Below are 12284 nucleotides of genomic sequence, written 5' to 3'. Positions count from 1 at the left end.
CCTTTTTGCTGTCGCCTAAGCCAAAAGAGCGATTACCAATACCGGAATTACTCATAAGAAATTTCAGGCTGGGCAATGCGTTTCTATAGCCTCAAATCGCCCTCAAACATGACGCCACAATGACGTTGATTCGATTCCCCCTGCCCGCAAAAGTTTCTGAATATTGCCTTTGAGCGCTCGATATTCCGTCGGGTGTAGCTCCTGCAGAAAAATCTCCTGATGCCTGGCCGCAGCCTCATCGAGGTGCTGTACCATCATTTTTCCCGGGCCGGTGATGTGAACTTTCACCGAACGGCGATCCAAACCATCGTGTTCCCGAGTCACCAAGCCTTTCTTCTCCAGCCGGTCGACCAGTCGGGTGACGGCCGAACGATCGACACCAATCTGTTCCGCAATATGGGCCGGGGTATTGGCTAATTCATGGGTTAACACGTTCATCACCATCCATTGTGGCCAGGTGACATCCAGTGTTTCCAGTTCTTTATTGAAGCGTTCCTGCATGGTACTGGCTAACCGTGAAATCCAGAAGGTGTAACTGTTGTGTAGTAAAAAGGGCATGATTCCTCTAGGTATCTCAATGGGTTTAGAGATCATAGTTTCGTTAAAAATTATTGATTGGTCAATATTTGACGGCGCACAAAGCTTTCGAGGGCGATCATTTAAGGCGATTGTGAAGCCTAAACTCGGCGGGTGGAGGTTAAGAACCGGCTGGCTGGGCAGTGGTCTGTGGAAACATTAAAAAAGGAGCCGAAAGGCTCCTTTTTTGAGTTAAAGGCTTATTGTCCACTGATCCAGAAGATACAAGTTGAAACAAAGATGGCAATTAAGGCAATTGCGGCAATCGCGTCAGCGGTGCTATCACCAGGTTCCTGCATTTCTAATTCATCGTGCATTATTATTCTTCTCCATTAAGTGAGAAACGTATGAATGTGGAAAGCTAAGACTGCATAGCTTGATGGATTATAGGCATAGAAGAAATCTGTCTATCAAGAGAAAAAATCAAGTTATTCACATATCGTCTAGATTTGCTGGATAGATCAAAGCCTTACGAATAAGAGGTAACTTTCCCTGTTACTTATCACCCCATTGAGAGCCCCGTTCGGCCTATCGCGAAACACCCTGATTTGGTGTATTCTTCGCGCCTCGACTTTACCTCGTAACTTACCCTCGTGAACGGGCAGTAAGTTCTGTAGAAACTGACGCAACAAGTAAGTCCACATTCAGGCAAGTCGCGTAATTAACCTTACAAATACTAGGTGTACTTCTCAATGTACCAATATGACGAGTATGATCAAAAGATCGTGCGTGAGCGTGTTGCTCAATTTCGCGGTCAGACCGAGCGCTATTTAGCCGGTGAATTAAAGGATGAAGAGTTTCTTCCTTTACGACTGCAGAATGGTTTGTATATCCAGCGTCTGGCCCCAATGTTGCGGGTCAACGTTCCTTACGGCATGCTGAACACGACTCAGCTGCGTAAACTGGCACACATTGCCCGTCATTACGACAAAGGCTACTGCCACGTCAGTACTCGTCAAAACATTCAGTTCAACTGGCCAGAACTTGCCGAAGTACCGGATATTCTCGCCGAACTTGCTGACGTTGAAATGCACGCTACACAGTCCAGTGGCAGCTGCATACGCAACGTCACCTCCGATCAGTTTGCGGGCATCAGCAGCGATGAAATCGTAGACCCACGCCCCTACTGCGAAATCATCCGTCAGTGGTCCACCTTTCACCCCGAGTTCGCCTTTCTACCACGCAAATTCAAAATTGCCGTCACCGGCGCAGCCAGTGACCGAGCCGCTGTACAAGTGCATGACATCGGCTTGGAAGTGGTTAAGAACGACGCCGGTGAAGTGGGCTTTAAAGTCCTGGTCGGGGGTGGTTTGGGCCGCACCCCGGTCATTGGTTCCGTGATTAACGAATTCCTGCCAGAAAAGCACATTTTGTCTTATCTGGAAGCCATTGTGCGCATTTACAACCAGCTGGGCCGTCGCGACAACAAATACAAAGCCCGCATCAAGATTCTGGTGAAGGCCATGGGGGCCGACAAGTTTGCTGACAAGGTAAACGCTGAGTTTGCCCACCTGAAAGACGGGCCCACTACACTCACCCCTGAAGAAATCCAACGCGCCAGCGCCGCCTTCCCTGAGCCCGCCTACGAGACTCTGGATGACGCCGCCGCCCAGGCTCTCCTGCAACAGCAGAGCACTGAGACACCGGCTTTTGGCAAATGGCTGACCCGCAACGTCCGCGATCACCGTGTGGCCGGCTATGCCGCTGTCACCTTGTCACTTAAACCAACCGGTGTAGCGCCTGGCGACATCACCGACCGCCAACTGGAAGCGATCGCCGATTTGGCGGACCAGTTCAGCTTCGGCGAAGCTCGCACCACCCACGAACAAAACATCGTGCTGGGCGACATTCGCAAGGACCAACTGTTTGCATTCTGGCAAGCGGCCAAACCGCTGGGCTTTGCCACACCCAACATTGGCACCTTGACCGACTTGATTTGCTGCCCTGGTGGTGATTTCTGCTCTTTGGCAAACGCCAAATCCCTGCCCATTGCCGAGTCCATCCAGCGTCAGTTTGATGACCTTGATTACCTCTACGACCTGGGTGACATTGACCTGAACATCTCCGGCTGCATGAATGCCTGTGGTCACCACCATGTCGGCCATATTGGTGTCCTCGGCGTGGATAAGAAAGGCGAGGAGTTTTATCAGGTTCAGCTCGGCGGCAACGCGGGCACAGAAACCAGCCTGGGCAAAGTTCTGGGCCCGGCCTTTGGTGCCGAAGACATGCCTGCCGTGATTCAGACGCTGATTGATGTTTACGTCTCCAAGCGTGTAGAAGGCGAGCAGTTTATCGATACTTACAACCGCATCGGTCTGGCACCATTTAAGGAGCAGGTTTATGTCAAAGCTGATTAAAGACAACGTCATCACCGACAACAGCTGGGAGCTTCTTGAAGCTACCGACAGCCCTGAAACAACCACTGTACCTGCCGGTAGTGTCATTGTGCCGCTGGTAGTCTGGAACGCACAGAAAGAACAGCTGGAGAGCCGTAAAGCGTCACTCGGCGTCTGGTTGAACAGCGACGAACTGGCCGAGGAACTGGCTGGCGATGCCCAGGGGTTTGGGCTCGTTGCCGTCAATTTTCCAGGTTTTATGGACGGTCGTGGCTTCAGCGCCGCGCGCTTGTTGCGCGAACGCTACGGTTATGAAGGTGAACTGCGCGCAATTGGGCATATCATTCGCGACCAGCTGTTCTTCCTCAAGCGCTGTGGGTTTAACAGTTTTGAACTGGGTGAAGGAGTTGACCTCGACGCCGCAATGGCCTCTCTGAATGATTTCAGCGAAACCTATCAGGCGGCCGTCGATCAGAAGCTGCCCCTGTTCCGCCGTCGCGCGTAACAGCCCCCCGTCGCACTGACACAGTGCCTGGGCAGGCCTGAAGCTCCTAACGCCTCCTTCCGGAGGCGTTTTTGTTTTCCCATCTCCCCCTCGATTGAGCAATCGCTCTCGTAATTTCAGTTTTTTTGCGGTAAAACTACGCTATACCTTCTTCAGACAGTTGCAGGGACATGCACGAATCGCTTTTTCAGTCCTTTGTTTTGATCTTTGCCGGGGCTGCGCTCATCGCCTCAGTGGCGCTTTACACCCGCCAGCCGCTGCTTGTTGCCTACATCGCTTTGGGCGCCCTGCTCGGCCCCTACGGCATGGGTTTAATCACCAATTTGACCCTGGTCACCGAGATGTCACACATCGGCATCATTTTTCTGTTGTTTTTACTCGGCCTGGACATGCAGCCCAAAGCCCTGTTCAGCGTTCTGAAAAAAGCCACCATCATCGGCCTCATCAGCTCCGCGCTGTTTGCTCTAACTGGCTACCTCATCGGGCACCTGTTTGGGTTTACTCACACCGAAAACTTGATCATCGGCATGGCGATGATGTTTTCCAGCACCATCATTGGCATCAAACTGCTTCCCACCACCGTCCTGCACCACCGGCACACCGGTGAGCTGATGGTAGGGTTGCTTCTGTTGCAGGACTTTATTGCCATCATCTGTCTGATGATTCTCTACAGTGGCGATGTTGGTGAAGTTCAACTTTCAAAGCTGGGTTTTACCCTGATCACCCTGCCCCTGCTGTCGACCTTCGCCTATCTGTTTGTCCGCTATGTCTTACTGAAATTGATACACAAATTTGATCGCTTCCACGAGTACATTTTTCTACTCGCGATTGGCTGGTGCCTCGGCTTGGCCGAACTGGCTGAACTGGCTGGGTTGTCCCCTGAAATTGGTGCGTTTATTGCGGGCATCAGCCTTGCCACCAGCCCAATCGCCCAATACATAGCCATCAGCCTGAAACCCTTGCGCGACTTCTTTTTGATTTTGTTCTTCTTTTCGCTGGGGGCGCGATTTGATTTGGGGCTGCTCTCAGATGTGCTGCTGGCGAGTATCGTGTTGGCCGCCGCCATCCTGATCATCAAGCCACTGGCGTTCCGGTTTCTATTGGGGCGCCAAAGTGAAACCCCGGCATTAGCGTGGGATATCGGCTTTCGATTGGGACAAATCAGTGAGTTTTCACTGCTGATCGTGTTTGTCGCCTCAAACGCGGCGCTCATTGGCGAAAAGGCGTCGGTGTTGATTCAGGCTACCGCCATCATCACCTTCCTCGTCTCCAGTTACATCGTCATCTTCAACTACCCCAACCCCATTGCGGTGAACGACAAATTAAGAAGAGACTGACCCCTGCTTGAGTGGCCGTTGATGACACCAACGTTAATCTTTTTCTGTCTACGGTCTACTGGCTACTGGCTACGGTCTACTCGCCGCTGCCTTCACTCCGTTTCATCCAAAATGCAAAACGACAGGAAGGTGGTGAACAGGGCCACAAAAACCGCCACGTGCGGCATCGGAAATGCCAGCACCACCAGCGACATACTAAACCACAAGCTGCGCACCACTTTTTGCTTATTGCGGTATTTTTGCGTGAACCGGCGCCGATGAAAATGGTATTCGTCTGGCGATCGTAAATACATCCATGCGGGCTCCCATGTGTGTGAACGATATAAGGCCAAATAAAACTCTGCTAATGCCTTAAACATAACAACCCCGCACGACGTTGGTGAGTGAAAATATCGAACCAGTTATTGCAGTATAGACAGTAGGTTTCACTCAGGGCGGGATTTCAGCCCTAACCCGCAAATCCATTAAAACTGGCTTCAAACGACAACGCCCGAGCTTTGGTGAAAGCCCGGGCGTTGAGAGCCGAAACAGGATGACAGCCAGCGGGCTTTCGGTCATCGTTCTCGCACTTGAATTACAGTCCCCGTACTAGCCTGCGGTTCTGGTGACATCCCGCATCGTCACAAACTCTTCAGCTGCCGTGGGGTGGATACCAATCGTGCCATCAAAATCGGTTTTGGTTGCTCCGGCCTTGATCGCAATGGCGATGCCCTGAATGATTTCGCCAGCGTCCTGCCCCACCATGTGGCAGCCGATAATTTTGTCACTTTCATCTTCAACCAATAACTTCATGAAAGTGCGCTCTGCCAAACCCGACAAGGTGTGCTTCATGTGCTTAAAGCTGGTGGTGTAGATACGCAAACGCAAACCGCGCTCTACCGCCTGCTCCTCGGTCAGGCCTACCGTGGCAATATTGGGCTGACAGAAAACAGCGGTGGCAATGTTATCGTAGTCCACTTGAGTCGGCTGGTTGTTGTACAGGGTTTTGGCCAGGGCCATGCCCTCTGCCAGAGCTACCGGGGTCAACTCCATGCGGCCGATGACATCGCCTATGGCATAAATACTGGGTTCGTCGGTCTGGTAATCGTCATTAACGGCCAAAGTCCCGTTATCGTTGATTTTGACAGCCGTATTCTCCAGCCCCAAACCTTCAATTTTCGGCGCGCGACCCGTTGCGGCCATAACACAGTCCACCACACGCTCAGAACCGTCGGTCAGCAAGACTTTGAACTCACCACTATCAAGGCGTTGGACACTCTCGATATTGGTGTCAAACGTCAATTTAACGCCTTTCTGAGCGATTTCATTGGCGGTGAATTCGCGTACTTCCCGATCAAAACCGCGGAGAAACAGCGGCCCTCGATAGATCAGCTCTGTCGCGGCGCCCAGGCCGTTAAAGATACCGGCAAATTCCACCGCAATATAACCGCCACCCATTACCAGCAAACGACGGGGAAAATCTTCCAGGTAAAAGGCTTCATTGGAACTGATGATGTGCTCCGCACCGGGGATTTCAGGAATTGTGGGCCATCCTCCAGTCGCGACCAAAATACGCTCTGCCGAATACTGTGTACCGTTAACGGCCACCGTGTGCGCGTCGACAATGGTTGCTCGCCCTTCAATCAACTCAACACCGGCATTGGCTAAAATAGTGCCGTAGATACCATTCAGACGCTGAATTTCTTTGGTTTTGTTATCGCGCAGGGTCGGCCAGTCGAATTCCGGTTGAGGCACGGTCCACCCGTAGCCAGCAGCCGCTTCAATGTCTTCAGAGACGTGGGAGCCATAAACAAACAGCTTTTTCGGAACGCAACCGACATTGACACAGGTGCCGCCCAGGTACGTATCTTCCGCCACTGCGACTTTCGCGCCAAAGCCGGAAGCCATACGGCTGGCCCTTACCCCGCCGGAACCGGCTCCAATAACAAACAGATCATAATCGTATCCTGACACAACAGTCCCCTAATTGATTGAGTGGCCAAAACGCTCTTTTCAGGCAACACAGGCGCCCTTCAACAACTCTTGCGAGGCGGTTAGAAACACGCCTCTCAAAGTCCATTGACGGTAAAGCCGGATTGAAAAGAAGCACAGCAAGAATTGCGGTGCATTTTAATTCATCCAGAAAGGAATGTAGACCATTGAGAAGGTCAATAGTTTATATCGGGGTAATAGCTTTGAATTATAGGCTGATTGAAGGCGGGCAATGCAGGGCTTCGATGCCTGAGCGCAACATCGCTCTGGGGCTTTGGTTCTGACACAGCGCTTCTGGGCTCTGGCACAGCGGTTCAGGCTCGGTACTCAGCGATTAAACCACGCCAGCTGGGATTGCAATTGAACCACTTCACCAATGATCAGCAACGTGGGTGCTGAAACCTTTTGTTGAGCGACAGTAGTCGCCAGAGTTTCCAGTGTGGCTGAAATCACCCGTTGCTGGGGGGTGGTGCCTTTTTCCACAATAGCGGCGGGTGTGGTTTTTGCCCGTCCGTGTAGAATTAAGGACTGGCAAATTTGTTCCAGCCCCGTCAACCCCATGTAAAACACAAGGGTCTGATTCGCCATCGCCAATTCAGGCCAGGGTAAATTCACCTGATTGTTTTTCAGGTGGCCCGTAATGAAACGCACAGACTGAGAATAATCCCGGTGCGTCAAGGGTATGCCCGCATAACTGGAGCAGCCTGAGGCGGCGGTAATACCCGGCACCACCTGGAATGAAACCCCGGAAGCCGCCAGCAGCTCGATCTCCTCCCCGCCGCGTCCAAAAATAAATGGATCCCCACCTTTGAGGCGCAACACATTGCGCCCCTGCTTGGCCAGGTCCACCAGCCTTTGGTTGATTTCCACCTGCGGCACTGCGTGGTCTGCCTGACGCTTACCGACATAGATGCGTTCACAGCTTGCCGGCAGCAGCTGTAAGATGGGCTCGGAAACGAGACGATCGTACAGTACTACGTCCGCCTGCTGAATCAGGCGTAGCGCTTTAAGCGTCAAAAGTTCAGGGTCACCGGGACCGGCTCCCACCAAAAAAACTTCCCCGTGTAGGTGCCCGGTTTCAGCTTCGGCCAGGTGGTCTTGCATCAATTTGTCGGCGCATGCCGCCTGACCGTCATAGAGATGTTCGGCCGCCATACCCGATAACACCCTGTCCCAAAGGCGTTGACGCATACCGCTCGCCGGCAGGCGCTTTTTCACTTTGCTGCGCCAATTTTCCGCCCAGTCGACCAACACATTGATTTTCTGAGGCACAAAGGCCTCCAGCTGTCGCTTCAGGTAACGAGTCACCGTGGGCGATTTGGCCCCGCTGTGCAAGGCCAACACGACCGGCGAGCGATCAATGATCGCAGGCAAAATGGTGTCCCCCAATGAAGAGTGACTGGCCACGTTGCAATGGACATCCAACGCCTGACATCGGGTGGCTATATGCTGATTGACCTTTTCATCACTGGTCGCGGCCACCACCAGAAAGTGTTGATTTAACGGGAGTTCGGCCAAAGCTCTGCGGGTGAAACGGTCTTTCGGGCAGAGGTTAAGAAACACCTGGCTTGGTTTGTCACACTCCCCCGAGGCCTTCAAGACACTGGTGTTGGCCAGCTCTTGCAGCGGCTGGCAGATGTCAGGCGCCAGCACATGCACCACTGCCCCGGAACGCAGCAACCAGGAGACTTTTCGGAAAGCAATACTGCCGCCGCCAATGACCAGGCAGGAACGGCCGGTAAGCTTGAGAAATAGCGGAAAGTACTCCATTGACGGGTCTCTTGGCTCTGTGATCAGCAATAAACCGGATTAACCGATCGTCTCAATCCCACCCATGTAGGGCTTGAGGACGTCGGGAATAATAACGCTGCCGTCAGCCTGTTGGTAATTTTCCAGCACAGCGATCAAGGTGCGCCCCACCGCCAAACCGGAGCCGTTGAGGGTGTGCAGCAATTCAGTTTTACCGGTTTCGGCATTTTTGAAGCGCGCCTTCATCCGGCGAGCCTGAAAATCCCTGAAGGTACTGCAGGAAGAGATTTCCCGGTACTTGTCCTGAGAGGGCACCCAAACTTCAATGTCGAAGGTTTTCGCCGCGGAGAACCCCAAGTCCCCACCGCACAATATAACCGTGCGGTAAGGCAACCCAAGGGCCTGCAAGATGGCTTCGGCGTGACCGGTGAGCTGTTCCAAAGCGGCATCCGAATCTTCAGGTTTAACAAACTGTACCAGTTCAACCTTCTCAAACTGATGCTGACGAATCATGCCGCGCGTGTCACGACCGTGGCTGCCAGCCTCGGAGCGGAAACACGGCGTGTGACACACGTATTTTATCGGCAACCGCGCTTCATCCCGCACAATTTCGTTGCGCAGAATATTCGTCACCGGCACTTCGGCCGTCGGGATCAAGTAAAATTCGCGCTCATCGTCCAGTTTGAACAGGTCGTCTTCAAATTTTGGCAGCTGCCCGGTACCGTACAAAGAATCACGATTGACCACATAAGGCACATAGACCTCTTCATAACCGTGATCCCCGGTGTGGGTGTTCAACATGAACTGCGTCAGGGCACGATGCAGCCTGGCTACGCCGCCCTGCATCACGGCAAAGCGAGAACCGGTGATTTTAGACGCGGTATCGAAATCCAGCCCTCCCAGAGAAGCCCCCAGATCGACATGGTCCTTCACTTCGAAGTCAAATGTTCTGGGCTCACCCCAACGCCGGATTTCAACGTTGTCATCTTCATCCGTGCCTTCGGGCACATCATCGGCAGGAACATTGGGTACACCGCTGAGGATCGTGTCCATCTGCAGCTGGATGGTGTTTAACTGTGCCTCGGCATCGGCAAGCTGTTGTTTCAGGTCATCCACTTCTTTCAGCAGTGGCGCAATGTCCTCGCCCTTCGCTTTCGCCTGACCAATGCCTTTGGAACGGGTATTACGCTCCTGCTGCAGGCTTTCCGTTTTCACCTGGATCGCTTTGCGCTCTTCCTCCAGCGAAATCAGCGACGCCACGTCCAGAGTGAAACCTTTTTTGATTAAGGCGTTGGCGATTTCTTCGGGGTTGGTGCGTATAAATTTGGGGTCAAGCATAGTTCTAACCAATTAAACGAGTCGTAATGTACATTCAATGCCCACGGCTACCGCTAACACACAGGCACAAACACTGATGGCAATATAAATCAAGGCTAACTGTCCGTGACCATTTTGCCAGAGGGTCACGGCATCAAGAGCGAAGGTGGAAAAAGTGGTAAACGCCCCCAAAAAACCAGTCATCAAAAGGTTACGCCACTCAGGGGACAACACACTTTTTTCAATAATCAGGACATAACACACACCCATCAACAGTGAGCCCAGCACGTTGACAGTCAAGGTTCCCAGAGGAAAGCGATTCGCTAACAAAGGAAAAGTATAGGCGGTCACCGCAAAGCGACCCATTGCCCCTATGGCACCACCAATTGCGACTGCTAACCAAGTCATTGTCATCCCTTCAGGCTTGTTGAGCCGATTTACTCGTGGTAACGCTTCCAGCGACTCGCTTTATCACACTCTTCCAAATAACGCAGCTTCTCGCCAATTTTCTGCTCCAACCCTCGATCCACGGGGCGATAGTAATTGCGCGGTTCCAGCTCCTGTGGAAAATAGCACTCGCCGGCCGCATAGGCACCAGGTTCATCGTGGGCATAGCGATACTCAGCGCCATAATCCAGTGATTTCATCAATTTAGTCGGCGCATTCCGTAGATGAATCGGAACTTCGTGGCTGGGCTGGGATTTTACATCTGCCATAGCCTCGTTGAAAGCCTTATATACCGCATTACTTTTGGGGGCTGCCGCCAGATAGACTAACGCCTGTGCGATGGCCAACTCCCCTTCTGGGCTGCCAAGCCGCTCTTGGGTTTCCCAGGCATTCAAGCATATCTGCAAGGCGCGGGGATCGGCATTGCCCACCTCTTCACTCGCCATACGCACCACGCGTCGAGCAATGTAGAGGGGATCACAGCCACCATCGATCATTCTGGCAAACCAGTAGAGAGCCCCATCGGCAGAGGAGCCACGCACGGATTTGTGCAGTGCCGAAATCTGCTCATAAAAGACATCACCGCCTTTATCAAAGCGCCGCACGTCGTTGGCAAGGATCTCTTGCACCACCGACTCGGTAATGACTTTAGCCCCGTCAATCTCATCCACCAAGTCGCTGGCCACTTCCAGCAAATTGAGTGCTTTGCGACCATCACCGTCAGCGGCGTGTGCCAGGGTACTGAGCAAATCATCCTCAATGGAAAAAGGCTCTGCCCCTAATCCCCGGTCAGAATCAGTCAATGCCTGACGCAACATCTGCATCAAATGCGGATGTTCCAGCGCCCGTAAAACATAGACACGCGAGCGCGACAGCAAAGCATTATTCAACGAAAACGAGGGGTTTTCCGTGGTGGCGCCTATGAAAATAACCGTGCCATCTTCAACATAAGGTAAAAACGCATCCTGCTGGGCTTTATTGAAGCGATGTACCTCATCCACGAACAAGATGGTTTTTTGACCCGACTGCTGTTGCAATTGCTGCGCAGTGGCAACAGCAGTGCGGATATCCTTAACACCGGCCAACACCGCAGAAATACTTTCAAAATGGGCATCACTGATTTCAGCGATCATCTTTGCCATCGAGGTTTTGCCCACCCCCGGTGGCCCCCACAACACCATAGAGTGCAATTGCTTGCGCACAATGGATTCCCGCAGAGGCTTACCCGGCGAGAACAAGTGATCCTGGCCGATGTATTCGTCAGGGTGCCTCGGTCGCATGCGAGCGGCCAGCGGCTGATACAATTCTTTTGCAAATAAATCGTTCATGCCTGCCGTCAATCATGCTCAAAAATAGTTTGCGGAATCACTCGTGTACCAGAACGTCAGTGCCTTGCGGCGCTTGAAATTGAAAGTGACTGAGTGGTTTTACGGCTGTAGCAGTCACATCCGTCAAGGCAAATTCAGTCGTTTGGCCAAACCCATCGAGAATCATCATGCGCTTAATCAGGTTGTTTTCAAACTCAATATCCAATCGCTGATACACTTCTCCCGACCCTTTGGGTTTCAGGCTAAAACGGGCTCCGTCCTTAGTGTAAACATCAAATTGCTGTTTGATCTGCTTCAGTTCACCGGAAAAAATAATCGCAGGCGTCTGATTCAATTGCTCATCCACTGAGCTGATGGTGACCTGCTCCAGATCTTCATCGTAGAGCCAGATTTTATTGCCGTCGGTCACCAGTAATTGAGGGAAAGGTTCCAGCGTCTCCCAGCGCAGCATACCTGGGCGCTGCATGGTAAACGTGCCACTGGAACGTGAGAACACGTCGCCTTCAGCATCTTTCTGAATTTGCGTAAAGCGGCCAGTAATCGCGGTCAATGGCGCAAGCTGTTCGGTTAGCTTCTCTGCCGCAGACGCGGCAAAAGCATTCGACGCACATGCCCCCCACCAAACGGTCAATACGGTAAGAGCCAACATCCTTATATTTTTCATACAATCAAACCCTGAAGGAAATGCGAAAAATAGCATTGAAAACTGTAAGGAGCG

11 protein-coding genes are annotated in these 12284 nt (G+C 52.3%); 3 read left to right on the top strand and 8 right to left on the bottom strand.

The window, feature by feature from the left end:
* Nucleotides 1-102: 102 nt before the first annotated feature.
* Nucleotides 103-558 carry a MarR family winged helix-turn-helix transcriptional regulator gene (locus tag G8770_RS07090; protein WP_167183963.1) on the bottom strand — a complete coding sequence of 152 codons (456 nt, stop codon included), beginning with the start codon at nucleotides 556-558 and terminating at the stop codon, nucleotides 103-105.
* Between the two features lie 710 nt (nucleotides 559-1268).
* On the opposite strand from G8770_RS07090, the gene G8770_RS07085 reads away from it, so the two are divergent.
* The 3 genes from G8770_RS07085 (at nucleotide 1269) to G8770_RS07075 (ending at nucleotide 4754) form a co-directional block, all read left to right on the top strand.
* The gene (locus tag G8770_RS07085; protein WP_167183960.1) at nucleotides 1269-2933 is read left to right on the top strand and encodes a nitrite/sulfite reductase; all 1665 of its coding nucleotides are present in this window, start codon (nucleotides 1269-1271) and stop codon (nucleotides 2931-2933) included.
* The gene (locus tag G8770_RS07080; protein WP_167183957.1) at nucleotides 2917-3417 is read left to right on the top strand and encodes a DUF934 domain-containing protein; all 501 of its coding nucleotides are present in this window, start codon (nucleotides 2917-2919) and stop codon (nucleotides 3415-3417) included. The genes G8770_RS07085 and G8770_RS07080 overlap by 17 nt, the downstream gene beginning before the upstream one ends.
* A gap of 170 nt (nucleotides 3418-3587) precedes the next feature.
* Nucleotides 3588-4754, top strand: a complete 1167-nt coding sequence (locus G8770_RS07075; protein ID WP_167183954.1) for a cation:proton antiporter — start codon at nucleotides 3588-3590, stop codon at nucleotides 4752-4754.
* Between the two features lie 92 nt (nucleotides 4755-4846).
* Here the strand turns inward: G8770_RS07075 and G8770_RS07070 are convergent, their stop codons facing one another.
* The 7 genes from G8770_RS07070 to lolA all read right to left on the bottom strand — a co-directional run bounded on the left by G8770_RS07070 (nucleotide 4847) and on the right by lolA (nucleotide 12230).
* The gene (locus G8770_RS07070; RefSeq protein ID WP_167183952.1) at nucleotides 4847-5047 is read right to left on the bottom strand and encodes a hypothetical protein; all 201 of its coding nucleotides are present in this window, start codon (nucleotides 5045-5047) and stop codon (nucleotides 4847-4849) included.
* Nucleotides 5048-5342: 295 nt separating this feature from the next.
* Nucleotides 5343-6707: a glutathione-disulfide reductase gene (gene gorA, locus G8770_RS07065; RefSeq protein ID WP_167183949.1), complete on the bottom strand. Its 1365-nt coding sequence runs from the start codon at nucleotides 6705-6707 to the stop codon at nucleotides 5343-5345.
* Between the two features lie 345 nt (nucleotides 6708-7052).
* Nucleotides 7053-8495, bottom strand: coding sequence for a siroheme synthase CysG (cysG, locus tag G8770_RS07060; protein ID WP_167183946.1), 1443 nt, complete (start codon nucleotides 8493-8495; stop codon nucleotides 7053-7055).
* Nucleotides 8496-8534: 39 nt separating this feature from the next.
* Complete coding sequence (gene serS, locus G8770_RS07055; RefSeq protein WP_167183943.1) at nucleotides 8535-9812, bottom strand: serine--tRNA ligase; 1278 nt, start codon at nucleotides 9810-9812, stop codon at nucleotides 8535-8537.
* A gap of 12 nt (nucleotides 9813-9824) precedes the next feature.
* Entirely contained in the window at nucleotides 9825-10199 is a 375-nt protein-coding gene (crcB, locus tag G8770_RS07050; protein WP_167183940.1) for a fluoride efflux transporter CrcB, read from the bottom strand.
* A gap of 29 nt (nucleotides 10200-10228) precedes the next feature.
* The gene (locus tag G8770_RS07045) at nucleotides 10229-11566 is read right to left on the bottom strand and encodes a replication-associated recombination protein A (protein WP_167183937.1); all 1338 of its coding nucleotides are present in this window, start codon (nucleotides 11564-11566) and stop codon (nucleotides 10229-10231) included.
* Nucleotides 11567-11603: 37 nt separating this feature from the next.
* The gene (lolA, locus tag G8770_RS07040; protein WP_167183934.1) at nucleotides 11604-12230 is read right to left on the bottom strand and encodes an outer membrane lipoprotein periplasmic chaperone LolA; all 627 of its coding nucleotides are present in this window, start codon (nucleotides 12228-12230) and stop codon (nucleotides 11604-11606) included.
* Nucleotides 12231-12284 lie beyond the last annotated feature (54 nt).

This window comes from Pseudomaricurvus hydrocarbonicus (assembly GCF_011602365.1).
Classification (GTDB): domain Bacteria; phylum Pseudomonadota; class Gammaproteobacteria; order Pseudomonadales; family Cellvibrionaceae; genus Pseudomaricurvus; species Pseudomaricurvus hydrocarbonicus.
Note: the sequence above shows the minus strand (reverse complement) of the source record. Positions and strands in the feature narration are given on the sequence as shown.